21 protein-coding genes are annotated in these 23,940 nt (G+C 69.8%); 17 read left to right on the forward strand and 4 right to left on the reverse strand.

Translation table 11 applies throughout. The features are described from left to right. Nucleotides 1-105 precede the first annotated feature (105 nt). On the reverse strand, nt 106-993 hold the full coding sequence (locus RSA25_RS10490) for an energy transducer TonB (protein ID WP_332808834.1): 888 nt from the start codon (nt 991-993) through the stop codon (nt 106-108). After that, on the reverse strand, nt 990-1,940 hold the full coding sequence (gshB, locus tag RSA25_RS10495) for a glutathione synthase (protein WP_259206289.1): 951 nt from the start codon (nt 1,938-1,940) through the stop codon (nt 990-992). Before gshB ends, RSA25_RS10490 begins: the two co-directional genes overlap by 4 nt. 250 nt (nt 1,941-2,190) lie before the next feature. Between gshB and pilG the strand changes: the two genes are divergently transcribed. The 7 genes from pilG (at nt 2,191) to RSA25_RS10530 (ending at nt 14,448) form a co-directional block, all read left to right on the forward strand. After that, the gene (gene pilG / locus RSA25_RS10500) at nt 2,191-2,592 is read left to right on the forward strand and encodes a twitching motility response regulator PilG (RefSeq protein WP_017356958.1); all 402 of its coding nucleotides are present in this window, start codon (nt 2,191-2,193) and stop codon (nt 2,590-2,592) included. A gap of 18 nt (nt 2,593-2,610) precedes the next feature. Further along, on the forward strand, nt 2,611-2,973 hold the full coding sequence (locus RSA25_RS10505; protein ID WP_332808835.1) for a response regulator: 363 nt from the start codon (nt 2,611-2,613) through the stop codon (nt 2,971-2,973). Further along, nucleotides 2,973-3,503, forward strand: coding sequence for a chemotaxis protein CheW (locus RSA25_RS10510; RefSeq protein WP_332808836.1), 531 nt, complete (start codon nt 2,973-2,975; stop codon nt 3,501-3,503). The genes RSA25_RS10505 and RSA25_RS10510 overlap by 1 nt, the downstream gene beginning before the upstream one ends. A gap of 43 nt (nt 3,504-3,546) precedes the next feature. Then, nucleotides 3,547-5,583, forward strand: a complete 2,037-nt coding sequence (locus RSA25_RS10515) for a methyl-accepting chemotaxis protein (RefSeq protein ID WP_332808837.1) — start codon at nt 3,547-3,549, stop codon at nt 5,581-5,583. 94 nt (nt 5,584-5,677) lie between these two features. Then, the gene (locus RSA25_RS10520; protein ID WP_332808838.1) at nt 5,678-12,652 is read left to right on the forward strand and encodes an Hpt domain-containing protein; all 6,975 of its coding nucleotides are present in this window, start codon (nt 5,678-5,680) and stop codon (nt 12,650-12,652) included. Continuing rightward, nucleotides 12,639-13,940: a chemotaxis protein CheB gene (locus RSA25_RS10525; protein ID WP_332808839.1), complete on the forward strand. Its 1,302-nt coding sequence runs from the start codon at nt 12,639-12,641 to the stop codon at nt 13,938-13,940. The genes RSA25_RS10520 and RSA25_RS10525 overlap by 14 nt, the downstream gene beginning before the upstream one ends. A gap of 34 nt (nt 13,941-13,974) precedes the next feature. After that, a complete protein-coding gene (locus RSA25_RS10530; RefSeq protein WP_332808840.1) occupies nt 13,975-14,448 on the forward strand; it encodes a chemotaxis protein CheW in 474 nt (157 codons plus the stop codon). A 198-nt stretch (nt 14,449-14,646) separates the two neighbouring features. Here the strand turns inward: RSA25_RS10530 and RSA25_RS10535 are convergent, their stop codons facing one another. Together RSA25_RS10535 and bioA are read right to left on the reverse strand one after the other, a co-directional pair. Beyond that, nucleotides 14,647-15,381 carry a 16S rRNA (uracil(1498)-N(3))-methyltransferase gene (locus tag RSA25_RS10535; RefSeq protein WP_332808841.1) on the reverse strand — a complete coding sequence of 245 codons (735 nt, stop codon included), beginning with the start codon at nt 15,379-15,381 and terminating at the stop codon, nt 14,647-14,649. Continuing rightward, entirely contained in the window at nt 15,372-16,763 is a 1,392-nt protein-coding gene (gene bioA / locus RSA25_RS10540; RefSeq protein ID WP_332808842.1) for an adenosylmethionine--8-amino-7-oxononanoate transaminase, read from the reverse strand. The genes RSA25_RS10535 and bioA overlap by 10 nt, the downstream gene beginning before the upstream one ends. A 50-nt stretch (nt 16,764-16,813) precedes the next feature. Between bioA and nudE the strand changes: the two genes are divergently transcribed. The 10 genes from nudE (at nt 16,814) to RSA25_RS10590 (ending at nt 23,437) form a co-directional block, all read left to right on the forward strand. Further along, nucleotides 16,814-17,362, forward strand: coding sequence for an ADP compounds hydrolase NudE (gene nudE / locus RSA25_RS10545; protein WP_332808843.1), 549 nt, complete (start codon nt 16,814-16,816; stop codon nt 17,360-17,362). Continuing rightward, nucleotides 17,359-18,165: a 3'(2'),5'-bisphosphate nucleotidase CysQ gene (gene cysQ / locus RSA25_RS10550; RefSeq protein ID WP_332808844.1), complete on the forward strand. Its 807-nt coding sequence runs from the start codon at nt 17,359-17,361 to the stop codon at nt 18,163-18,165. The genes nudE and cysQ overlap by 4 nt, the downstream gene beginning before the upstream one ends. Beyond that, a complete protein-coding gene (gene mazG / locus RSA25_RS10555) occupies nt 18,162-19,007 on the forward strand; it encodes a nucleoside triphosphate pyrophosphohydrolase (RefSeq protein WP_332808845.1) in 846 nt (281 codons plus the stop codon). The genes cysQ and mazG overlap by 4 nt, the downstream gene beginning before the upstream one ends. Further along, complete coding sequence (locus RSA25_RS10560; protein ID WP_332808846.1) at nt 19,004-19,327, forward strand: YnfA family protein; 324 nt, start codon at nt 19,004-19,006, stop codon at nt 19,325-19,327. The genes mazG and RSA25_RS10560 overlap by 4 nt, the downstream gene beginning before the upstream one ends. Nucleotides 19,328-19,414: 87 nt before the next feature. Beyond that, complete coding sequence (locus tag RSA25_RS10565; RefSeq protein WP_332808847.1) at nt 19,415-19,717, forward strand: DUF962 domain-containing protein; 303 nt, start codon at nt 19,415-19,417, stop codon at nt 19,715-19,717. A 64-nt stretch (nt 19,718-19,781) separates the two neighbouring features. Then, nucleotides 19,782-20,744: an SPFH domain-containing protein gene (locus tag RSA25_RS10570; RefSeq protein WP_332808848.1), complete on the forward strand. Its 963-nt coding sequence runs from the start codon at nt 19,782-19,784 to the stop codon at nt 20,742-20,744. A gap of 1 nt (nt 20,745) precedes the next feature. Beyond that, nucleotides 20,746-21,177, forward strand: a complete 432-nt coding sequence (locus tag RSA25_RS10575; protein ID WP_332808849.1) for an NfeD family protein — start codon at nt 20,746-20,748, stop codon at nt 21,175-21,177. 108 nt (nt 21,178-21,285) lie between these two features. Then, nucleotides 21,286-22,398 carry a glycine cleavage system aminomethyltransferase GcvT gene (gcvT, locus tag RSA25_RS10580; RefSeq protein ID WP_332808850.1) on the forward strand — a complete coding sequence of 371 codons (1,113 nt, stop codon included), beginning with the start codon at nt 21,286-21,288 and terminating at the stop codon, nt 22,396-22,398. A gap of 90 nt (nt 22,399-22,488) precedes the next feature. Then, nucleotides 22,489-22,884: a glycine cleavage system protein GcvH gene (gene gcvH / locus RSA25_RS10585; protein WP_332808851.1), complete on the forward strand. Its 396-nt coding sequence runs from the start codon at nt 22,489-22,491 to the stop codon at nt 22,882-22,884. Between the two features lie 118 nt (nt 22,885-23,002). After that, a complete protein-coding gene (locus tag RSA25_RS10590; protein ID WP_332808852.1) occupies nt 23,003-23,437 on the forward strand; it encodes a hypothetical protein in 435 nt (144 codons plus the stop codon). Nucleotides 23,438-23,940 lie beyond the last annotated feature (503 nt).

Genomic DNA, 23,940 nt, shown 5'->3' on the forward strand with positions numbered 1-23,940 from the left:
ATGGGTGGCAGCACCCACCGTCAAGCCCCCGCAGCCCGACACCCCGCGACCACCCGGGGTAGAGCCACCCCATGGGTGGCTGCCCCCACCGCAATCAGCAATCCATCACCGGTCGTCGCGCAGCGAGCCGCCGGGCAGGAAGGCCCAGGTGCGGGTGACCTGCAGGATCTCCACGCCGTCGTCGGTCTTGGGCAGGGGCGGGAACGGCTGGGCCAGGCGGACCACGCGCAGGGCGGCCTCGTCCAGCAACGGGGTGCCGCTGCTGCGCAGGATCCGCGCGCTTTCCACGCTGCCGTCGCGGCGCACGCCCACGGTGATCACCACCTGGCCCCCCAGGCGACGCTGGCGCGCCTCGTCGGGATAATTGAGGTTGCCCACGCGTTCTGCCCGGTCCACCCAGGCCCGCAGGTAATTGGCGTAGGCGTATTCCCGGGTGCTGGCCGAGACGAACTTGCGGTTCGGGCGCTTGGCGTACTGCGCCGAGCGCAGGTGCACCTCGGCGGCCAGCCGCGCCATTTCCGCATCGCGCTGCTCGCGCGCGTTCAACGGCGCCTCCGGCAACGGGTGCTCGGGCAGCGGCTGCGGCTGCGCGCTGGCCACCTGCTCGGTGCTGTTGCGGCTGGTCACCACGCGCGCCTGGGGCGGCGGCGGGCTGGCCGCGTCCTGGCGCTGCTGCGGCACCGGCGACAGCCCGGCCTGCGGCTGCGGCACGATCCCGGCCTGGTTGTCGCGCGGACGCAGGGCCTTGTCGTGGTCGCCACCGCCCTGCTGGTTGGCCTGGGCCAGGAAATCGGCCTGCCTGGGCGTGAGCGGGGTCTGGGTCTGGCTGAAGATCACATCCAGGGTGGGCATCAGCGCGGCCTTGTCGCTGACCGCAAAGCCCACCCCCAGGATCAGCAGCGCGTGCACCAGCAGCGACAGCGCCAGGGTCGCGCCCAGGCGCTGGGATTCGCGTCCCTGCATCGGCAGCAGCGGGTCGACCGTCGCATTCATCGCGGCAGGCCGGCCTCGATCGCGTCGAAAAGGGTGCCGGCGATGTTCAGCCCGAACTGCGCATCCAGCTCGCGCACGCAGGTGGGGCTGGTGACGTTGACCTCGGTCAGGTAGTCGCCGATCACGTCCAGGCCGACGAAGCGCATGCCGCGCCGCTTCATCTCCGGCCCGACCTGGGCGGCGATCCAGCGGTCACGCTCGCTCAGCGGGCGGCCTTCGCCACGGCCACCGGCGGCCAGGTTGCCGCGGAACTCGTCGCCCTGCGGGATCCGGGCCAGGCAGTAGTCCACCGGCTCGCCGTCCACCAGCAGGATGCGCTTGTCGCCGGCGGTGATGTCCGGGATGAACTTCTGCGCCAGGGCCAGCGTGCGCTCGCCGTCGGTGAGGGTTTCCAGGATCACGTTGAGGTTGGGGTCGCCGGTGCCGCTGCGGAAGATCGAGCGCCCGCCCATGCCGTCCAGCGGCTTGAGCACGGCCTGGCCGTGTTCGAGCACGAAGGCCTTCAGGTCGGCGTTGCGGCGGCTCACCAGGGTCGGCGGGCAGCACTGCGGGAACAGCAGGGCGGCCAGCTTCTCGTTGAAGTCGCGCAGCCCCTGCGGGTCGTTGACCACCAGCGCGCCGGCCTGCTGGGCCACGCTCAGCACGTGGGTGTCGTAGATGAATTCGGCATCCACCGGCGGGTCCTTGCGCATCAGCACGACCTGGCCGGGGCCGAACACGGTCTGGCTGAACTCGCCCAGGGTGAACCAGTCAGCCTTGTCCTCGCGCACCTGCAGCGGCGCGGTGCGGGCCACGGCCTGGCCGTCGCGCAGGGCCAGCCCACCGGGGCTGACGTAGTGCAGGGCGTGGCCACGGCGCTGGGCTTCCAGCAGCATGGCGAAGGTGGTGTCCTTGGCAATCTTGATGTGGGCGATGGGGTCCATCACCACGATGACGTTCAACGGCATGGTCGCAACCTGGCGGGCAGGGCGATGATGGTAGCCGCAACGGCGCCCGCCTGCCTGCCCCGGCGGGGTGCAACGCAGCGTCCGGCGGGCGCCCGGGTTTGCGCAAATCCGCCGCTTCCGGCCGGCGCCGGGGCGGCTGCGGCTTGGCTGAAGTGATGGCGCTTGAAGCCTGCGCCGGAAGTGCGATATAGATACGCTTTCGCAGCGGCGCCGGACCAAAGCAGAAGCGTCGCGCGCTCGGGGAAAGGTAATGACTGAAAACATGGCTGCGGGTGGGGAACTCGCAGGGCTCAGGGTCATGGTCATCGATGATTCGAAGACCATTCGCAGGACCGCGGAAACACTACTCAAGCGCGAAGGCTGCGAGGTGGTGACCGCGACCGATGGTTTCGAGGCGTTGGCCAAGATTGCCGACCAACAGCCGCAGATCATCTTCGTGGACATCATGATGCCGCGTCTGGACGGGTATCAGACCTGCGCGTTGATCAAGGGAAACCAGCTGTTCAAGTCCACTCCGGTGATCATGCTGTCCTCCAAGGACGGCCTGTTCGACAAGGCGCGCGGGCGCATCGTGGGCTCGGAGCAGTACCTGACCAAGCCTTTCACGCGTGAAGAACTGCTGGGTGCCATCCGCACATACGTAAACGCCTGACCAGGGGGGAAAGGCACAATGGCTCGAATCGTTCTGATCGAGGATTCACCGACCGACCGTGCGGTGTTCACGCAATGGTTGACCAAGGCCGGGCATGAGGTTCTCGAAGCGGACAACGCCGAGGACGGGCTGGTGCTCGTCCGCGAGAAGGCCCCGCACCTGGTCCTCATGGACGTGGTGCTGCCGGGCATGAGCGGTTTCCAGGCCACCCGTGCCATGGCGCGCGATGCGGCAACCAAGCACATCCCGGTGGTCATCGTCAGCACCAAGGCGATGGAAACCGACAAGGCGTGGGGGCTGCGCCAGGGGGCCGCCGACTACATCGTCAAGCCACCGCGCGAGGAGGAACTGATCGCGCGGATCAACCAGTTGGTGGTCTGATGCGTTCTCCTTTCGACATCCTCGAAGCCTACGAACGGCGCAGCCTGGCCCATGCCGTGCAGCTGCCCGAGCGGCAATTCGCGCAGGACCTGTGGCGTGGCGTCGGGTATCGCGTGGGCAAGCGCCACCTGGTCTCGGACTTCCGGGAAGTGGTGGAAATCGTGCCGATGCCGCCGATCACCCCGGTGCCCGGCGCACAGCCGTGGCTGCTGGGCGTGGGCAACCTGCGCGGCAACCTGTTCCCGGTGGTGGACCTGAAGTACTTCCTGGAAGGCGAGCGCACCGTGCAGCAGGAAGGCCAGCGCGTGCTGATCATGCGCCAGGCCGGCGGCGACGTGGCCCTGACCATCGATGAACTGTTTGGCCAGCGCAGCTTCGAGCAGGACCAGGACATCGTGGCCGGGGACCTGGCCAGTGGCCGCTATGCGCATTTCATCGACCGCGCCTTCCACGGCGACGGCCACGACTGGGGCGTGTTCTCGCTCTCGCTGTTGTCGCGTACCCCCGAATTCAGGCAGGCCGCAGCCTGAGCGCTGCTGTCCGTCTCACCGTAGTGAAGATCGAGGTTGAACGATGAGTACTCCTTCGGATACCGCCAAGGCCGGCAAGCTCGGATCGGTGGGAACCAATTTCTGGCTGGGCCTGCTGGCCCTGTCGATGATCGTGTTTGGCGTCAACACCGGCGTGGCCACCTGGCAGGGCAGTCGCCTGGCCGGTGCCAGCACCGGCGCGGCCGACCTGCAGGTGTTGTCCCAGCAGCTGGCCAACCAGGGCCGTGAGGCGGTGTCGGGCAACGCGCAGGCCTTCACCGCGTTCAAGGACACCAAGACCCGCATCGAAAGCACCGTGAGCAGCCTGCAGGGCCGCTATGGCAGCGAAGCCAACGTGTCCGGGCCGCTCAACCAGCTCAGCCAGACCTGGGAGCCGCTCGGCAAGAGCGCGGCCCAGCTGGTGGCCAGCGAGCCGGCGGTGCTGGCCCTGGCCGGCAACGCCAACAACTTCGTCAATGGCGTGCCTGCCCTGCAGGCCCAGCTCAACGAAGTGGTGCGCGCGATGTCGGCCGGCGGCGCACCCGCCTCGCAGGTGTACAACGCCCTGCAGCAGGTGGTGGTGGTGGGCTCGATGGCCCGCCGCGTGACCGAAATGCGCGCCGGCGGTGCCAATGCCGCCGCGGCCGGCGATGCGCTGGCCCGCGACTCGGTGGTGTTCACCCAGGTGCTGGACGCGCTGCGCAACGGCAACGAGGAACTGGGCATCGCCCCGGTCCGCAATGCCGGCGCCCTGGCGGCGCTGGAGCAGTCCCAGAAGCAGTGGGACACCATGAAGAAGGACGCCGACGCGATCCTGGCCAGCTCGCGCCAGTTGTTCTCGGCGCAGTCCTCGGCCGCGGCCCTGACCGGCGGCGCGACCAAGATGCTGGATGACAGCAAGAAGCTGTTCGAGGCCTTCTCCTCGTTCGGCTCGGTGCGCGATACGCGCCTGTTCCCCAACTTCTGGCTGGGCGTGATTTCCGGCGCGCTGTCGCTGGTGGCCATCATCGGCTTCGTCAGCAGCACCGTGCGCAGCCGCTCGCGCGAACAGGACCTGCGTTACCAGACCCAGGTGGAGTTCAACAGCCGCAACCAGCAGGCCATCATGCGGCTGCTGGATGAAATCAGCTCGCTGGGTGAAGGCGACCTGACGGTCAAGGCCTCGGTGACCGAGGACATGACCGGCGCGATCGCCGACGCCATCAACTACGCCGTGGACGAACTGCGCCACCTGGTGACCACCATCAACGACACCTCGGCCAAGGTCGCGCTGTCCACCCAGGAAACCCAGGCCACGGCCATGCAGCTGGCCGAAGCGGCCGGCCACCAGGCCAACCAGATCACCTCGGCCTCCGACCGCATCGGCGAAATCGCCTCGAGCATCGAACAGGTGTCGCGCAACTCGGCCGAGTCGGCCGACGTGGCCCAGCGCTCGGTGGTGATCGCCGCCGAAGGCGCCGGCGTGGTCCGCGAGACCATCCAGGGCATGGACCAGATCCGCGACCAGATCCAGGAAACCTCCAAGCGCATCAAGCGCCTGGGCGAGTCCTCGCAGGAAATCGGCTCGATCGTGGAACTGATCAACGACATTTCCGAGCAGACCAACATCCTGGCGTTGAACGCCGCGGTGCAGGCGGCATCGGCCGGTGAGGCCGGTCGCGGTTTCGCCGTGGTGGCCGACGAAGTGCAGCGCCTGGCAGAACGCACCTCCGGTGCGACCCGACGCATCGAAGGCCTGGTCCAGGCGATTCAGGCCGATACCAACGAAGCGGTCAGCTCGATGGAGCAGACCACCGCCGAGGTGGTGTCCGGTGCGCGCCTGGCCGAGGATGCCGGTACCGCACTGACCGAAATCGAACGCGTGTCCAACGCGCTCAACAACCTCATCAAGAACATCTCGATCGCCGCCCAGCAGCAGTCGTCGGCCGCTTCGGACATCACCCGCACCATGGGCGTGATTCGTCAGATTACCGGCCAGACCTCGCAGGGCGCGGGACAGACCGCCGAGTCGATCGGCCATTTGGCACAGCTGGCGGCCGACCTGCGCCGCTCGGTTGCCGACTTCAAGCTGCCGGCGTGAGCCGCGGGCAGGGCGGAGAGGGAAGGAATCAGCAGATGATGCATCGCCAGACGCAATTGCACGACACGCGCGCCCCCCTGCCGGGAGTTCCGGCATGAGCACGCTGCGCGATGCCATGAGCCACGCTGCCCTGGGCTGGGTGAAGCCGGAGCTGGACGAGACCCTGCGCCAGGTGCGCAACGAGGTCGAGTACTACGTGGAAGACCCTGCCGACGGCAGCCGCATGCGCTTCTGCGCCGGGTACCTGCACCAGGTGCAGGGCACCTTGCGCATGGTCGAGCTGTACGCCCCGGCGATGGTGGCCGAGGAGCTGGAGCAGCTGGCCAACGCCATCGGCGCCGGCCAGGTGCCCGACCGCGACGAAGCCTGCGCCACGCTGATGCGCGGCAGCGTGCTGCTGCCCGATTACCTGGAGCGCCTGCAGAACGGCCACCGCGACATTCCGATCGTGCTGCTGCCGCTGCTTAACGACATCCGCTCGGCACGCGCCGCGCCGGGCATCAATGAAAGCGTGCTGTTCGCCTTCGCCCCGGACAGCGTCAGCGCCACCGAGGCCGAGCTGGACCATGCGCGCGGCAGCCTGAGCGGCCGCAACCGCGAGCTGCTGGACACCGTGGGCAACGCGGTCAAGGAAGAACTGCTGCGGATCAAGGACGCGCTGGACCTGCACCTGCGCACCGGCGGCGAGCCGGTGCATCTGCAGACCCAGGTCAACGATCTGGGCGCGGTCGCCGATACGCTCGGCATGATGGGCCTGGGCGTGGCCCGCGGCGTGGTCGTGCAGCAGCGCGATGCGTTGCGCGGCGTGGTCGATGGCCAGCAGCAGATCGACGAAGGCCTGCTGCTGGATATCGCCGGCGCGCTGCTGTACGTGGATGCATCGCTGGACGACCAGGTCGCCCACCTGGGCGCCGGCGGCAGTGGCGAGGACGACCCGAGCGCGGCGGAAAGCCGGCGCACGGTGGAAGTGCTGGCGCACGAGGCGATCGCCAATTTCGCCGCCGCCCGCGAGCATTTCGTCGCCTTCATCGAAACCAACTGGAACCACCAGCAGCTGCAGGAAGTGCCGCGCCTGCTGGGTGAGGTGTCCGGCGCGCTGCGCATGCTGGACCTGGCCACCCCGGCCGACTACCTGCAGGGCGTGCGCCAGTACATCGCGGTGGAGCTGATCGGCCGCCAGCGCGTGCCCAGCGGTCGCCAGCTGGACACCCTGGCCGACGCCATGGCCAGCCTGGAGTACTACCTGGAAGCCCTGCGCGAACGCCGCCCGGGCCGCGAGGAAATCCTCGACATCACCCGCACCAGCCTGGAAACGCTGCGCTACTGGCCGCTGCCGGATGCGCATGCCGCCGCCGCCGACGCCAGCGCCGAAGCGCTGCCGGTGGCGCCCGAAGCCATCGAGCTTGCCCCGTGGGAAGCGCCCTCGGCCGACCTGGTCGAGGTGGGCGTGACGCCTGCCGCGCCCGCGCCGGGCAGCGTGCCGCCGGCCCTGCCGGATTTCACCTTCGAACCGCTGACGCCGGCCACCGAGGCCCCGGCGCTGGTGTTCGCCGCCTCCACCGCGACCGCGCCGGAAAGCACGCAGTGGACGCTGGCCGATTCGGCCGAGCGCGACGCGCCCAGCGCCGGTTTTGCGCATTTCGACCCGGTGATCGCCGAAGACAGCCATGCCACCCGTTGGGACGCGGTGCCGCCGATGCACGTGGCGCTGGATGCGCTCGATGCACTGGACGCCGCCGACGCCGCGCACGCGGCCGCCGAACCGGATGCCCCGTTGGTGAGCGCGCCGGCGAGCTTCGCCGGTGGCTTCGACCCGGTGGCGGCCGAGCACGACGCGCTGGAGATCAGCGACGCGCCGATCGAGTTCACCTTCGACGCACCGCTGCACAACGCCGGCGACGTGCTGTCGCTGCAGATGGAAGACGTGCCGATGCAGGTGGACGTCGGCGTGGTCGAGATGCTCGACGCGGCGCCGGTTCAGGCGGCCGAGGTTGAGGCGATCGAGGCATTCGCGGCGCCTGCAGCGGAGGCAGTCGAGCCGGTCGTGGCCGTTGCGGCGACGCCGGACGCAGCGCAAGACGCGCCGCCGGTCGCCGCGTTCGACGCGCACGCCGAGGCGGCGATCGCGCCGGTCGAGGCGCCGCAGGATGCAACGTCCGAAGACAACGTTGAAACCATCGAGGCCATCGAGGCCTTCGAGGCGGTCGAGGCGGTCGACGCCCGTGATGCGGCGGTCGAAGACCCGTCCCCGGTCGTCACCCACAGCAGCACCGGCGTGCATGCGGCGGTGATCGGCAAGATCGAGCTGGACGACGAGTCGGCCCGGTTCCTGGCCGAGCTGGATGCCGCCGCGGCGCAGTTCAGCACACTGCCGCCGGTCGCCGCGCCGGCCGAGGCCAGCGCGGAGGAGGTGGCCGAGAGCATCGAGGCCGGCTTCGAGGACGACGGCGAGAACATCGACCAGGACATCCGCGAAGTCTTCATCGAAGAGTTCGACGAGGAACTGGTCAACCTGGGCAACCTGCTGCCCGTCTGGCGCGCCGCGCCGGACAACATGGACCGGCTGCGGCCGATCCGTCGCGTGTTCCACACCCTGAAGGGCAGCGGCCGCCTGGTCGGCGCGCGTACCCTGGGCGAGTTCAGCTGGAAGGTCGAGGGCATGCTCAACCGCGTGCTCGACGGCTCGCGCCCGGCCACGCCGGCGGTGGTCGCCATGGTCACCCAGGCCTACGAGGTGCTGCCGCAACTCAACGCCGCACTGCGCGGCGACGGGCGGGTGACCGCCGACCTGCAGGCCATGCAGGCCATTGCCGACCGCGTGGCGGCCGGTGAGGAAACCTTCCACGTGCCGCTGCAGCGTGCGACCCCGGTCGTGGCCGCGCCGGCCCCGGTGGTGGAAACCGTGGACGCGACCCCGGCGGAGGCCGCCACCGAGGCAGCCATGCCCGTGGCCGAACCCACCGGCACGCCGGCCAACATCGACGAAGTGCTGCGCGAGATCCTCGAAGCCGAAGTGGACACCCACCAGGCGACGTTGCAGGCCTGGCTGCGCGATGCCAGCGTGGCACCCCAGCCGGTCACCGACGCGCTGCTGCGCGCGGTGCACACCATGAATGGCGCCTTCGCCATGACCGACGTGCCGGAGATCACCGCCGTCACCGGTGGCGCCGAAAGCTACATCAAGCGTTCGCTGGCCGCCGATGCCACCCCCGATGTCGAGGGCATCCAGGCTCTGTCGGCGACCGCCGAGGCGATCACTGCCACCATGGACGCGCTGCAGGCCGAGGCCCCGCGCATCCCCGTGCAGGCCGCGCTCGCCGCGCGCCTGCAGGCATTGGCCGACACCCTGCCCGAGGCCCGTTGGCCGGCGCTGGTTGCCGACGACGAGCTGGACCAGGACGAGGACGCCATCGAGGTGGCCGACGTGGCCGACGGCGACGCCCAGGACGGTTATGCCCGCCTGGACGACAGCGCCGATGCCCGCCTGCAGCAGGCCGAGATCGAGGCCGATGACCTGTCGGTGATCGCGCCGGACGCGGTGGCAGGCGAGGGCGCTGACGCGGTTGACGCCATTGAAGCGACGGACGCGGTCGAGGCATTCGAGACGGTGGCCGTGGTCGACAGCGTGGACGCGATCGATGCGGTCGACGCAGTGACGCCCACCGAGGCGACCGACGCCGACGCGTTGACGAACGTTGCCGAGCCCGCTGAAACGATTGAAGCGTTCGAGGCTGTGGAGTTCGTCGACGCCGAGGACGCTGCGGAAGCGACCGGCGCCGTTGAAGCGACCGACGCTGTCGAAGAGACTGGCGCCGTCGAAGCGACCGACGCCATCGAACCCGCCAGCACCATCGAACCCGCCCACGCCGAGACCGCCGCCGCCGGCGATACCCACGCCGACCTCACCGACAGCGATGACCTGTCGGCCTACTTCGATGCCGACCTGCCGGTGCATGCACTGTCGGCGGCACCGGGGGATGCCGGCAATGCCGAGGCCAGCGCCGAGGCCAGCGCCGAGGCCAGCGCTGAGGCCGAGGCCGAGGACCACGCCCGCTTCGAGGCGATCGAACTGGCCTCGCTGGACGTCGACACGGTCCACCTGCAGCCGGTCCACGACGCATCGGCCGAGGAGGTGATCGCCGCCCCGACCGCCGATGCGCCGGAGGGCCTGGAGGCGGTCGAGCTGACCGGCGCCGAGGACCTGTCGCGCTTCTTCGACCCGGCCGACGACAACGCGCCCGCCACCACGCCGGAAGCGGCCGCGCCGACCATCGCCGCCACCGACGTGGACGCCGACGCTGAGCGCCACGCCACCGACGTGGATGCCGACGCCGACCTCGATGCCACGGCCGATGCCCTGGACGACGCGCTCCCGCCGCCGCCGGCCTTCGGCGAACCGGTGGACGAGCAGCAGGCCCTGGACGACGGCCTGACCGTCATCGATGGCCTGCCAGCTGCGGACGCCGACGACAACGACAACGTGCTCGGCCTGGATGCTGGCTACGATCGCCAGGACCAGCGCGAGGAGGCCGACGCCTTCGCCGACGCCGCCAACGATGCCGCGCACGAGGCGCCGACCCCGTTCTTCGAACTGGAAGACGCCCCGCAGACGCCGGCCACCGCCGGCCATGCCGCCGACATCGTCAGCGCCGCGCTCGCCGCGGCGGCCGCACCGGCACCCGCCGAGGCGGTGGACGAGGCCGAGGAAGACAGCGCCGATGCGCTGGACTTCAGCGTGCTCGACCAGGAGCTGGTCGATATCTTCGTGGAGGAAGGCAAGGACCTGCTCGACCATTGCGATGGCCTGATCAGCGAGCTGCGCGCGGCCCCGAACGACCGCGAGGTCATCGCCGGCCTGCAGCGTGACCTGCACACCCTCAAGGGGGGCGCGCGCATGGCCGGGATCAACCCGATCGGCGACCTCGGCCACGGCATCGAATCGCTGCTGGAAGCCGTCGCGGCCAACCGGACCGACATCGATCGCAGCGACGTGCAGTTGCTGGAGCGTGGTTTCGATCGCCTGCACCAGATGCTGACCCGCACCGGCCAGCACCGCAGCGTGGTCATGCCCGAGGACCTGATCGGTGCGTTCGAACAACGCACCCAGGGCCGCATCGAGCCGCAGGTGGACGACGCTGCCGCCGCGCCGGTCGACACCGCCCCGGTGGGCGCGGTCGACACGACCGTCGCCGCCGCGCCGTTGTCCGCCCCGGTGCCGCTGGAAGCCAGCGCCGAGGAAGACAGCCTGGCCCGGCCGCAGCAGGAACAGGTGCGTGTGCGCGCCGACCTGCTGGACCGCCTGGTCAACCACGCCGGTGAAGTGGCGATCTACCGCTCGCGCCTGGAACAGCAGCTCGGTGCCTTCCGCGGCGCCATGGGCGAACTGGACCGCACCAATGCGCGTCTGCGCGACCAGCTGCGCCGCCTGGACCTGGAAACCGAAGCGCAGATCGTCGCCCGTTACCAGCGCGAGCAGGACCAGGCCGACCACAAGTTCGATCCGCTCGAACTGGACCGCTTCTCCACGCTGCAGCAGCTGAGCCGTGCGCTGAACGAATCGGCGGCCGACTTGAGCGGCCTGCAGGGCGTGCTGGACGACCTGTCGCGCCAGTACGACGTGCTGCTGCAACAGCAGTCGCGCGTCAGCTCGGAGCTGCAGGACGGCCTGATGCGCGCGCGCATGGTGCCCTTCGACGGCCTGGTGCCGCGCCTGCGCCGCGTGGTTCGCCAGGCTGGCCAGGACACCGGCAAGCAGGTCCACGTCACCCTGGAAGGGACCCACGGCGAACTGGACCGCAACGTGCTCGACCGCATGGTCGCGCCGCTGGAACACATGCTGCGCAACTCGGTCGCCCATGGCTTGGAGACCCCGGAGCAGCGCCGCGCCGCCGGCAAGCCGGAAGAAGGCGAGATCGCCATCCGCCTGCGCCGCGAAGGCTCGGAAATCGTGCTGGAAGTGGCCGATGACGGCGCCGGGCTGGACCGCGAGGCGATCCGTCGCCGCGCCGAGCAGCGTGGCCTGGTACAGGCCGATGCAACGCTTGGCGACGCCGAACTGGACGCGATGATCTTCTCGCCCGGGTTCAGCACCGCCGACCAGGTCAGCCAGCTGGCCGGGCGTGGCGTGGGCATGGACGTGGTGCACAACGAAGTGCGCCAGCTCGGCGGCTCGGTGGACATCCACTCGGTGCGCGGCCAGGGCGTCACCTTCACCCTGCGCCTGCCGCAGACGCTGGCGGTCACCCAGGCGGTGTTCGTGCAGATCGGCGACACCACCTTCGCCGTGCCGGTGGCCTCGGTCAGTGGTATCGGCCGGATCTCCCGCGAGCGCTTTGAAACCGCCAACGGCGGCTACCACTACGGTGGCGAGGAGTTCGCGCTGCACGATCTGGGCACGCTGATCGGCCAGGCCCAGGCTCGCGCCGAAGGCCAGGCCCAGGTGCCGCTGCTGCTGGTGCGTGCCGGCGACCTGCGCGTGGCCGTGGCCATCGACCAGGTGCTGGGCAACCGCGAAATCGTGGTCAAGCCGGTCGGCCTGCAGATCGCCTCGGTGCCGGGCATCTACGGTGCCACCATCACCGGCGATGGCCGGGTCGTGGTCATCCTCGACGTGGCCCCGCTGGTCCGCCGCTTCATCGCCAACCCGCACAAGCCGATCGCCGAGGCCACCCAGGTCAGCGACCGCGAGGCGCCGGTGGTGATGGTGGTCGACGATTCTCTGACCATGCGCAAGGTCACCGGCCGCATCCTGGAGCGCCACAACTTCGAAGTCACCGTCGCCCGCGACGGCATCGAAGCGCTGGAGCGCCTGGAAGAGCGCGTGCCCGACCTGATGCTGCTGGATATCGAAATGCCGCGCATGGATGGCTATGAACTGGCCACCGCGATGCGGGCCGATCCGCGTTACAAGGATGTCCCGATCGTGATGATCACCTCGCGCAGCGGCGACAAGCACCGTCAGCGCGCCTTCGAAATCGGCGTCCAGCGTTACCTGGGCAAGCCTTACCAGGAACTGGACCTGATGCGAAACGTGTACGACCTGCTGGGGATCGCCCGTGTCCGCGAATGACCTGCCTACGCTGTTGTCCGTAGCGCTGCTGGCGCGGGTCGGTCCGGCCCGCGATCGGCTGCGCGAGGCGCTCGGCCAGGCCGGTGCCACCCTGGTGCTGGAAGAAGACCCCAACACGCTGGAGCTGCAGGCACTGCGCGACGCCGCGCCGGGTGCGGTGCTGATCGCGCTGGAGCCGGCCATCGAAGACGCGCTGGAACGGCTCGACCCGGTGCTGGCCTCGCCGTCGCTGACCCTGATCTTCGACGAGGCCGAACTGGCCGCGCGTCGCGAGGGCTGGGAAGCGCAGCGCTGGGCACGGCACCTGGTGGCCAAGCTGCAAGGCCACCTGGACGTGCTGCCGCCAGGCTCGGAACAGGACGGCCTGCTGCAGCCCGAACCGGGCCTGCCGACCACGCCGGCACAGTTGCACGCCGATGCCCCGCTGGAGTTCCACGTGCGCGAGGCGTTCGATGCCGCCGGCGATGTGCCGGCCGACGGCCTGTACCCGGCGCCGGAGACGCGCGGCGAACCGATGTCGCTGGAAGAGGCGCTGGCCGCCCTGCAGCCGCCGGCCGCCGCACCACCGGCCGCGCCGCCGCCGATGGCACCGCCGCCGGTGCCGCTGGGCGATCACAGCAGCTGGTCGCTGGTGGACGATGATGCCGCCGCCCCGGCCGCGCCTGCGCCGGCAAGCGCGCCGGCCGCGCCGTCGGGCGATTTCGACACCGCGCGCCTGTCGCTGGTCGAGCTGGAGGCCGAGCGCCCTGCCGACGGTGCCGCCGCCGGTGCGGTGCTGGTGCTGGCCGGCATCGGCGGCCCGGATGCGCTGCGCCGCCTGCTGGCCTCGCTGCCGGCCGGGCTGGCCACGCCGGTGCTGGTGCACATGCGCCTGGATGGTGGCCGTTACGGCAACCTGGTCAAGCAGATGGCGCGCGTGTCGGCGCTGCCGGTGCTGCTGGCCGAAGCCGAACAGCCGGTCCAGGCCGGCAACGCCTACATCCTGCCCGATGACGTCGGCCTGGCCCTGCGCCAGGGCGGCCTGTATTTCAACGCCGATGCGCAGGGCGTGCAGGTCGGCACGCTGCCGGCCGCGCACAGCGCGGTGGTGCTGCTCAGTGGTGCCGATGCCAGCCAGGTGGAATCGGTGCTGGGGCTGGCGGCCGAGGGCGCGTGGGTGGCCGGGCAGGTCGGGGAGGGGTGCTACGACCCCACCGCCGCCAATGCCGTGGTCGCCGCCGGCATGGACGCGGGCGAGCCGCCGCAGCTGGCCGAACGCATCGTCGATCGTTGGGGCGTGGCCGAGTAAGCGCCCGCGCCGCCCCTTTTCCAGGAATCACGCCATGAGTTACGCCAGCAACGACGAAATCCGCGGGGTATTGATCCAGGCCGGGCACGAACGCGTGCTGCTGCCCAATGCCACCGTGGCCGAAATGATGTCCAAGGTGGCCGTGCAGGCCGTGCCCGATACGCCGGCCTGGCTGGTCGGCCAGATCGCCTGGCACGGCTGGGACGTGCCGCTGCTGTCCTTCGCGCGCCTGTCCGGGCTGGGCGAGGAGGCGGTCAGCGCCACCAACAAGGTGGTGGTGCTCAAGGCACTGGGCGGCAATGCGCGCCGGCCGTATTTCGCCCTGCTCACCCAGACCTTCCCGCAGCTGATCTCGGTGCCGCGCGATGGCCTGCTGGCCGACGCCTCCGAGGAAACCCTGCCGCAGGGCGTGCACATGCGCGTGCTGCTGGGCGAACAGAGCGCGCTGCTGCCCGACCTGGATGCGCTGGAATCGGCGCTGGACGAGGCCTACCCCGTCGCGGGGTGAGTCGTCGCGTTCGCGACACCTCCCCACGATCTGCTGCGCAGATCGCGGGCCCCCCGCGCCATATGCCTCCAGATCCCCGCGCCTGGCGGCGCGCCCCCTTGACTCAAGGGGGCTGTTCCACCCGATGCTTGCTGCTGTGCTGGCGCACACGATTTCGCCCGCCGGTAGAGCCCCGCCATGCGTGGTTACCGTCGCCGCTCAGCCCAGGTCGCCCAACCGCGCCTGCACCGCCGCGATGGCGGCCAGCCCGGCGGTTTCGGTGCGCAGGATGCGCGGCCCCAGCTGCAAGCCCTGGAAGCCGGCGTTGGCCAGGGCCATGCGGTCGCGCGGCGACCAGCCGCCTTCGGGCCCGATTGCGATCACCACCCCGCCCGGCGCCGCCGGCAGCGTGGACAGCCGGTGTTCGCCCAGCGGGTCCAGGGTGAGCTTGAGCGCGTCGGCCGGCATCGCCAGCGCCGCCTCCTGCACGGCACGCGGCGCGGCCACCGCCGGCACCCGCGCGCGCCCGGATTGCCCGCAGGCCGAGACCACCACGCTGTGCCAGTGCGCCAGGCGCTTCTCCGCCCGTGCCGCGTCCAGCTTCACTTCGGTGCGTTCGGCGTTGACCGGCACGATCGCCGCCACGCCCAGTTCGGTGGCCTTCTGCAGGATCAGGTCCATCTTCTCCCCGCGCGCGATGCCCTGCAGCAGGGTGATGTGCAGCGGCGACTCGTTGTCCACCGCCAGCGCCGCCTCGATGCGCACCTGGGCCTCGCGCTTGGTCGCTGCCACCAGCGTGGCGGTGTAGTCCTGGCCATCGCCATTGAACAGCACGCAGCCTTCGCCCTCGCGCAGGCGCATCACCCGCACCAGGTGGTTGGCCGCGTCCTCGGGCAGGGACAGGGTCTGGCCCACCGCCAGCGGGTGGGGAACATGGCAACGAGTCACGCGCATGCAACGGCCTCCTCGATCGCGGCCAGGGTGGTCTGGGCCAACAGGTCCAGGTGTTCGTCTTTCACGCAGTACGGCGGCATCCAGTACAGCACGTTGCCCAGCGGCCGCAGCACCACCCCACGCTTCAGCGCGGCGGTATAGGCATGCAGCCCCACCCGCGCCGCGGCGGGGAAGGGCGTGCGCTTGTCGCCGTTGCGGGTCAGTTCGAAGGCCACCACCATGCCGGCCTGGCGCACGTCGGCCACGTGCGGGTGGTCGTGGAAGGGCGCGGCCAGCGCACGCATCACCTCGGCGGTGCTGCGGTTGCGCGCGATCACGTCCTCGCCGGCGAAGATGTCCAGCGTGGCCAGCGCGGCCGCGCAGGCCAGCGGGTTGCCGGTGTAGCTGTGCGAATGCAGGAAGGCGCGCTCGCGCGAGTCGTCCAGGAAGGCGTCGTACAGCGCCTGGGTGGCCAGCACCGCCGACAACGGCAGGAAACCACCGGTCAGGCCCTTGGACAGGCACAGCAGGTCCGGCATCACCCCGGCCTGCTCGCAGGCGAACATGGTGCCGGTGCGGCCGAAGCCGGTGGCGATCTCATCGGCGATCAGGAAGGCACCGTTGGCATCGCACAGCGCACGGGCGCGCTGCAGGTAGACCGGGTCGTGCATGCGCATGCCGCCGGCGCATTGCAGGCGCGGTTCCAGGATCACCGCGCAGATCTCGCCCGGGTGCTGGTCGAACAGGGTGGCCAGCGCGTCGGCGGCCTGGTGTGCGCGCTGGGCCGCGCTCTGGCCCGGTTCGGCCAGGTAGGCGTCGGGCGAGGGCGCGAACAGCGCCTCGCTCAGCAGCGGGGCGTACACGCGGCGATACAGCGGGATGTCGCCCACCGACAGCGCCCCCAGCGTCTCGCCGTGGTAGCCGTTCTCCAGCGCCACGAAGCGGGTGCGATGGGTCTCGCCGCGGTTGCGGAAATAGTGGAAGGCCATCTTCAGCGCCACCTCCACCCCGGCCGAGCCGTTGTCGGCGTAGAAGACCTTGGCCAGCGGGTCGCGCCCGGCCTGGCGCGGGGCGATCGCCAGCAGGCGCTCGGCCAGCAGCACCGCCGGCTCGTGGCTGAACCCGGCCAGCATCACCTGCTCCAGCTGGGTGGCCTGGGCGGCGATGGCCGCGCCGATGCGCGGTTGCGCATGGCCGAACAGATTGGTCCACCAGCTGCTCACCGCATCCAGGTAGCGGCGGCCGTCGTGATCGATCAGCCAGGGGCCTTCACCCCGGGCAATCGGCAGCAACGGCAGGGTGTCCGGGTGCTCGCGCATCTGCGTGCACGGGTGCCACAGCACGGCCAGGTCGCGATGGCGCCACTGGTCGGCCAGCGTCAGGGGGGCTGGGTCTGCTAGCATTTCGGGCTCATGAAGACGTTTTCACCAGCACCCATTCTAGAGATGCTCGCATGAGTCGTCGCCTGCCCATCATCCACGCCATCACGGACGAGCAGAGCGGCCCGTTCCAGCGCCAGCATCTGGACCTGGAGTTCTCCAACGGCGAGCGCCGCCGTTTCGAGCGCCTGGTCAGCCATGGCCATGGCGCGGTGGTGGTGGTGCCGATGCTGGATGAGGAGACCGTGCTGCTGGTGCGCGAGTATGCCGCCGGCATGCACCGCTACGAACTGGGCCTGGTCAAGGGCCGCATCGACGCCGGCGAAAGCCCCGAGCAGGCCGCCGACCGCGAACTCAAGGAAGAGGCCGGCTACGGCGCCCGCCGCCTGGACGTGCTGCGTGCCATGACCCTGGCCCCCACCTACATGAGCCACCAGTCCTGGCTGGTGGTGGCCCGCGACCTGTATCCCGAGCGCCTGCCCGGCGACGAGCCGGAAGAGCTGGAGGTGGTGCCGTGGAAGCTGGCCGACCTGGACCAGCTGATGCTGCGCGAGGACTTCTCCGAAGGCCGTTCGCTGGCCGCCCTGTTCATCGCCCGGCAGTGGCTGGGCCGCGGGGCATGATCAAACTCACCACCGACCTGCGCGAAACCGTCATCGCCATCGCCCAGGACGCGGCCGCGGCGATCATGGCCGTGTACGCCACGCCCTTCGAGGTGGAGATCAAGGCCGACCACAGCCCGCTGACCGCCGCCGACCTCGCCGCCAACCAGGTGATCGAACGCGGCCTGCAGCAGCTCACCCCGGACCTGCCGATCCTCTCCGAGGAATCGGCACACGTGCCCTGGGAGGTGCGCCAGCACTGGGGCGCCTACTGGCTGGTCGATCCGTTGGATGGCACCCGCGAGTTCGTCAAGCGCAACGACGAGTTCAGCGTCAACATCGCGCTGATCTACCAGGGCGCGCCGGCCTTCGGCGTGGTCCTGGCCCCGGTCAGCGGGATCGCCTGGCACGCCATGCGCGGCGAGCTGGCCTACCGCCGGCACGGCATGCACGACTCGGTGCTGCGCACCCGCACCCCGGCCACCGCGCCGCTCAAGGTAGCCGCCAGCCGCTCCCACCGCAGCGCGCAGACCCAGGCGCTGCTGGATCGGATGGGCCCCATCGAGCTGGTCGCGCAGGGCTCCTCGCTCAAGTTCTGCCGGCTCGCCGAAGGCACCCTGGATGTCTATCCGCGGCTGGGGCCGACCGCCGAATGGGACACCGCCGCCGGCCAATGCGTGCTGCACGCCGCCGGTGGCGCGGTGTTGTCGGCGGCCACCGGCAAGCCCTTCCGCTACAACCGCCGCGAAAGCCTGCTCAATGGCGATTTCGTGGCCCTCGGCGATACCCGCCTGCCGTGGCGGGACTGGTTGCCGCCCGCATGACGGCCAAGGAACCTGCGATGTCACCCAGCACGTCACCCACCGCCGAACTGGACCGCCTGCTGGCCATCATGGCGCGCCTGCGCGATCCGCAGCATGGCTGCCCGTGGGACCTGCAGCAGGACTTCGCCAGCATCGCCCCGTACACGGTGGAAGAAGCCTACGAGGTGGCCGACGCCATCGACCGTGGCGACCTGCACGACCTGCAGGATGAACTGGGCGACCTGCTGCTGCAGGTGGTCTTCCACGCGCAGATGGCCAGCGAGCAGCAGGCCTTCGGGTTTGCCGACGTCGCCCGCTCGATCAGCGACAAGATGCAGCGCCGCCACCCGCACGTGTTCGCCCAGGCGCAGGTCGAGGGCGCCGAGGCGGTCACGGCCAACTGGGACGCGATCAAGCAGGCCGAACGCACGGCCAGGGGCCATGCCGATACCTCGGCCCTGGCTGGCATCGCGCGCGGGCTGCCCGAGTGGCAGCGTGCGGTGAAGCTGCAGGCCCGCGCCGCCCGCGTCGGCTTCGACTGGCCCGGCCCGGCGCCGGTGATGGACAAGGTGCGCGAAGAACTGGACGAGGTGGCGGCCGAGTTCGCACGCGGCCCGGTGGCGGACAACCACGCGCGGCTGCAGGAGGAACTGGGCGACCTGCTGTTCGTCTGCGCCAACCTGGCGCGGCATGCCCGGGTGGATGTCGGCGCGGCGCTGCGCCAGGCCAACCACAAGTTCGAGCGCCGCTTCCGCGCGATGGAAGCGCAGGCCGATGCCGCCGGGCAGACCCTGGCCGGGCTCGACCTGGACGCGCAGGAACAGCTCTGGCAACAGGCCAAGGCCGACGAAGCCAAGCCGTGAAAACGCTGCTGCTGTTCATGGCCACCGCGCTGGCCGAGATCCTCGGCTGCTACCTGCCGTGGCTGTGGCTGCGCAAGGACGGCAGTGCCTGGCTGCTGCTGCCGGCGGCCGCCAGCCTGGCCCTGTTCGCCTGGCTGCTGACCCTGCACCCGGCCGCCAGCGGGCGCGTGTACGCGGCCTACGGCGGGGTCTATATCGGCACCGCGCTGCTGTGGTTGTGGGCGGTCGATGGCATCCGCCCCAGCCGCTGGGACCTGCTCGGCGTCGGCCTGTGCCTGGCCGGGATGATGGTCATCATGTTCGCCCCGCGCAGCGCCTGAGACGCACCGCCGGCGGCGGCAACCGGCCCCGGCACGAACGCGGCCGCACGCGCTATGCTGCGCCCATCCGGTCCTGCAGGGCGCACGATGTCCCGCTTCGCCAGCTTCCGCGAGTTCTATCCGTTCTACCTGGACGAGCACCGCAACACGGTGTCGCGCCGGCTGCATTTCGCCGGCAGCTGCGGGGTGCTGCTGCTGGTGGCCTTCGCGATCGTGCGCGGCCAACCCGGCTGGCTGCTGGCCGCCCTGGGCTGCGGCTACGGGTTCGCCTGGGTCGGCCACTTCTTCTTCGAGAAGAACCGCCCGGCCACCTTCAGGCATCCCTTCTATTCCTTCGCTGGCGACTGGGTGATGTTCTGGGACATCCTCTGCGGGCGGATCCGGCTCTGAGCCGGCGCGCCATCGCCCCACTGCTTTCGCCCCTGGATGGGCATGACGTATCAAGGAGTCCGTGATGTTTCCAACTGCATTGTTCTCGCTGGTCCTGGCGCTGGTCGCCGTGGTGATCCTGTTCAAGGCGGTGCGCATGGTGCCGCAGGGCTATGAATGGACGGTGGAGCGCTTCGGCCGCTACACCCACACCATGTCGCCCGGCCTGCATTTCCTGATCCCCATCGTGTATGGCGTCGGGCGCAAGGTGAACATGATGGAGCAGGTGCTGGACGTGCCCGGGCAGGAGGTCATCACCAAGGACAACGCGGCGGTGCGCGTGGACGGGGTGGTGTTCTTCCAGGTGCTGGACGCGGCCAAGGCGGCCTACGAGGTGGCGATCCTGGAGGTGGCCATGATCGCGCTGGTGCAGACCAACATCCGCACCGTGATCGGCTCGATGGACCTGGATGAATCGCTCAGCCAGCGCGAGGTGATCAACGCCAAGCTGCTCAGCGTGGTGGACCATGCCACCAACCCGTGGGGGGTGAAGGTCAACCGCATCGAGATCCGCGACATCCAGCCGCCGCGCGACCTGCTCGATGCCATGGCCCGGCAGATGAAGGCCGAGCGCGAGAAGCGCGCGCAGATCCTGGAGGCGGAGGGCTCGCGGCAGTCGGAGATCCTGCGCGCCGAGGGCGAGAAGCAGGCCACCGTGCTGGAGGCCGAAGGCCGCAAGGAGGCCGCCTTCCGCGATGCCGAGGCGCGCGAACGCCAGGCCGAGGCGGAGGCCAAGGCCACCCGGATGGTGTCCGAGGCGATCGCCCAGGGCGATGTGCAGGCGATCAACTACTTCATCGCGCAGAAGTACGTGGAGGCGTTCAAGGAACTGGCCACCTCGCCCAACCAGAAGCTGGTGCTGATGCCGATGGAGGCCAGCGGCGTGATCGGCTCCATCGCCGGCGTGGCCGAGCTGGCCCGCGAAGCGTTCGCCAGGCAGGAAGAAAAGAAGCCCACGCGCGCGGTGCCGCCGCGGGTGGGGGGCTGACATGCGCTGGGAAGTGGTCGGCTGGGGCGCGCTGGCGCTGCTGCTGTTCGCCGCCGAAGCGCTGGCGCCGGGCGCGTTCATGCTGTGGATCGGCATCGGCGCGGCGGCGGTGTTCGTGCTGGTCGCGGTGTTCGGCGACATCCCGCTGCTATGGCAGGTGGTGGCCTTCGTGCTGCTGTCGGTGGTGTCCATCCAGTGCTACCGGCGCTGGGGACGCGGGCGCGACCGGCAGAGCGATGCGCCGTTGCTGAACCGGCGGGCCGAGCAGTTGATCGGCCGGGTGGTGACCCTGGACCAGGCCATCATCGCCGGCAAGGGGCGGGCCAGGATCGACGATGCCTTCTGGGTGGTGGATGGCCCCGAGCTGCCGGCCGGCAGCGCGGTGCGCGTAGTGGCGGTGGCGGGCATGACGTTGAAGGTGCAACCAGCCTGAGCGGGGTCGCGTCGCACGCGAATGGCCGGGGTGACGCAACGCCGCAGGCGTTGTGAAGACGGTTCTGGGATAATGCGCGTCTTGCCTTCATTCCCCCGGAAACCGGTCATGACCCAGAAGACGCTTCTCAACGACACCCACCGTGCGCTCGGCGCCAAGATGGTCGATTTCGGTGGCTGGGACATGCCCATCCACTACGGTTCGCAGCTGGACGAGCACCACCTGGTGCGCAGCGATGCGGGCATGTTCGACGTCAGCCACATGACCGTGGTCGATCTGCGCGGTGCACAGGTCAAGCCGTTCCTGCGCACGCTGCTGGCCAACTCGGTGGACAAGCTCAAGGCCACCGGCAAGGCGCTGTACTCGTGCATGCTCAATGCGCAGGGCGGGGTGATCGACGACCTGATCGTCTATTACATGGCCGACGATTTCTTCCGCATGGTGGTCAACGCCTCCACCCGCGAAAAGGACCTGGCCTGGATCCGCGAGCAGGCCACCGCCTTCGACGTGGAAGTGATCGAGCGCGAAGACCTGGCCATCATCGCGGTGCAGGGCCCGACCGCCCGTGCCCGCGTGATCGGCCTGCTGGGCGAGGGCGATCGCGCCGCGCTGGAGAAGCTGGGCCGTTTTGCCGCGCTGGAGACCACCACCGCCGAGGGCACCGCGCTGTTCGTGGCGCGCACCGGCTACACCGGTGAGGACGGGTTCGAGATCCTGCTGCCGCAGACGGCCGTGGTGGGGTTCTGGAACGCGCTGGCGGCCGCGGGCGTACGGCCGGCCGGGCTGGGCGCGCGCGACACGCTGCGCCTGGAGGCGGGCATGAACCTCTACGGCCAGGACATGGACGAGGCGATCACGCCCTACGAGGCGGCACTGGCCTGGACGGTGGCGCTGGACGAGGGCCGCGCGTTCATCGGCCGCGACGTGCTGGAGGCGCAGAAGGCGGCCGGCGACGCGCGCCAGATGATCGGCCTGGTGATGGACGAGAAGGGCGTGCTGCGTCATGGCCAGGCGGTGCTGACCGCCAGCGGCCAGGGCGAGATCCTGTCGGGCACGTTCTCGCCCACGCTGGGCAAGGGCATCGCCTTCGCGCGGGTGCCGGCCGGCGAGCTGGGCCAGGTGCACGTGGACATCCGCGGCAAGCAGGTGCCGGTGCGGGTGGTGAAGTTCCCGTTCGTGCGCGAAGGCCAGGCCCAGCCGGGCGTGCTGGTCGAGGCCTGATTTTTTTCGTGGCGCCGGCCTGTGAGGGCTGGTCGCCGCTGGTTACACTACCCCCGTTTCCCGACCCCTGAAATTCCTTGGAGCAGTCCCATGAGCGAGATCCCCGGCGACCTCAAATTCCTCAAGTCCCATGAGTGGGCACGTGTCGAAGGCAACGGTCGCGTCACCGTCGGTATTTCCGACCACGCCCAGGGCCTGCTCGGCGACCTGGTGTACGTCGAGCTGCCGGCGGTGGGCGACGAAGTGAAGGCGGGCCAGCAGGCGGCCGTGGTGGAGTCGGTGAAGGCCGCCTCGGACGTGTACAGCCCGATCACCGGTACGGTGGTGGAAGTGAATTCGGCGCTGTCTGACAAGCCGGAGACGATCAACGAAGACGCCTACGGCGAAGGCTGGATCTACGTGGTGGAGTTCACCGCCAACGACGAGTTGAACGACCTGCTGGGCCCGGACGAATACGCCGAGCTGCTGGAAGACGACGAGCACTGAACGTCGTCGGGTTGAAGAAACGGCCGCCTTGAGCGGCCGTTTTTTTTTGGTTCGCCGCCCGTCTTCGGGACGGCGGTCTGCACAAGCACGCGAGTGCGTTGCCCCAGGCGGTTGGCCGGTGCGCACCGAAAAACCCGGTCGTGCCGGCCGCTGGCCGGCATCCCACACCCCCCCCTGTTCCCGGGGACCACCGACCAACAGCCAGTGGCAGGTTCGCCGGCGCCTGCGTCGACCGACGATCACCGGCACCGGCACCGGACATCGTGCCGGGCGGTTGGCACATGTGCGGGTTCGATGTCGCCATCGTTATCCGCACGTGACGGAAAACGGACGCGCCGTCGCGTCGTGCGCGCGCTTCGCCGCGCTCATGCATCCGCGTTGGGCAGGTCGTGGCGTGGGGCATGAGCGCGCGTCGGGCGATCGCATCGCGCGCCGACCGATGCCATCGGCGGTGCGTTCGGCGGTGCCGGGCGAGGACAACGTCGTGGTCGAGACCGCCCGAAAGTTTGCGCATTTGTGCAATTCCGATGGCAAAACACGATCGAAGATGTGAAAAGTTTTCGTGCCCGTTTGGGTGCCGTGCGGGTAGGCCGGCGGGCGTGCCTGCCGACGCGTGCACGCTCGGCGTGGCAACGGCGGTGCACGCGCGCTGCAAATACGAAAGTGCTTCTTTTAAGTGGTTTTCGTTTCATGCGTGATGCGCGCGAGGGGGTGCCGGCGTGCGCGCGCGTGCGCCGGACACGGTGCCGGTGGCGTGTGCGGCGGGGCCGGACGCGGCGTCGCGGACGCGCGCCATGTGAAAATTTTTGGCCGGGGTTGTTGACAGTGAAAAAAAGCGTGATTAGGTTTCGCCACAGCAGACCTTGCTGCGAACAGAGTGAGCAGAATCGACATCCAGTCGCGAAGCACAACCTGGACATCCACCTCGCGTCAGAAGACGGTGGAGAAGGCTTCGCTTCCCTCGGCGAACCGCAAGGCCCCTTCCCATCCGGTACCGGCCAGGCCACCTGCGGCAGGTATCCCCGTATCCGTCACGACGCGCTTGACGCGACGGCG

The sequence above is a fragment of the Stenotrophomonas sp. genome (genome assembly GCF_036662295.1).
Classification (GTDB): domain Bacteria; phylum Pseudomonadota; class Gammaproteobacteria; order Xanthomonadales; family Xanthomonadaceae; genus Stenotrophomonas.

Excerpts from the sequence above, each read along its gene's own strand:
- RSA25_RS10490 (WP_332808834.1), bottom strand. The coding sequence starts at position 993 with ATGAATGCGACGGTCGACCCGCTGCTGCCGATGCAGGGACGCGAATCC.
- gshB (WP_259206289.1), bottom strand. The coding sequence starts at position 1,940 with ATGCCGTTGAACGTCATCGTGGTGATGGACCCCATCGCCCACATCAAG.
- pilG (WP_017356958.1), top strand. The coding sequence starts at position 2,191 with ATGACTGAAAACATGGCTGCGGGTGGGGAACTCGCAGGGCTCAGGGTC.
- RSA25_RS10505 (WP_332808835.1), top strand. The coding sequence starts at position 2,611 with ATGGCTCGAATCGTTCTGATCGAGGATTCACCGACCGACCGTGCGGTG.
- RSA25_RS10510 (WP_332808836.1), top strand. The coding sequence starts at position 2,973 with ATGCGTTCTCCTTTCGACATCCTCGAAGCCTACGAACGGCGCAGCCTG.
- RSA25_RS10515 (WP_332808837.1), top strand. The coding sequence starts at position 3,547 with ATGAGTACTCCTTCGGATACCGCCAAGGCCGGCAAGCTCGGATCGGTG.
- RSA25_RS10520 (WP_332808838.1), top strand. The coding sequence starts at position 5,678 with ATGAGCACGCTGCGCGATGCCATGAGCCACGCTGCCCTGGGCTGGGTG.
- RSA25_RS10530 (WP_332808840.1), top strand. The coding sequence starts at position 13,975 with ATGAGTTACGCCAGCAACGACGAAATCCGCGGGGTATTGATCCAGGCC.
- RSA25_RS10535 (WP_332808841.1), bottom strand. The coding sequence starts at position 15,381 with ATGCGCGTGACTCGTTGCCATGTTCCCCACCCGCTGGCGGTGGGCCAG.
- bioA (WP_332808842.1), bottom strand. The coding sequence starts at position 16,763 with ATGCTAGCAGACCCAGCCCCCCTGACGCTGGCCGACCAGTGGCGCCAT.
- nudE (WP_332808843.1), top strand. The coding sequence starts at position 16,814 with ATGAGTCGTCGCCTGCCCATCATCCACGCCATCACGGACGAGCAGAGC.
- cysQ (WP_332808844.1), top strand. The coding sequence starts at position 17,359 with ATGATCAAACTCACCACCGACCTGCGCGAAACCGTCATCGCCATCGCC.
- mazG (WP_332808845.1), top strand. The coding sequence starts at position 18,162 with ATGACGGCCAAGGAACCTGCGATGTCACCCAGCACGTCACCCACCGCC.
- RSA25_RS10565 (WP_332808847.1), top strand. The coding sequence starts at position 19,415 with ATGTCCCGCTTCGCCAGCTTCCGCGAGTTCTATCCGTTCTACCTGGAC.
- RSA25_RS10570 (WP_332808848.1), top strand. The coding sequence starts at position 19,782 with ATGTTTCCAACTGCATTGTTCTCGCTGGTCCTGGCGCTGGTCGCCGTG.
- RSA25_RS10575 (WP_332808849.1), top strand. The coding sequence starts at position 20,746 with ATGCGCTGGGAAGTGGTCGGCTGGGGCGCGCTGGCGCTGCTGCTGTTC.
- gcvT (WP_332808850.1), top strand. The coding sequence starts at position 21,286 with ATGACCCAGAAGACGCTTCTCAACGACACCCACCGTGCGCTCGGCGCC.
- gcvH (WP_332808851.1), top strand. The coding sequence starts at position 22,489 with ATGAGCGAGATCCCCGGCGACCTCAAATTCCTCAAGTCCCATGAGTGG.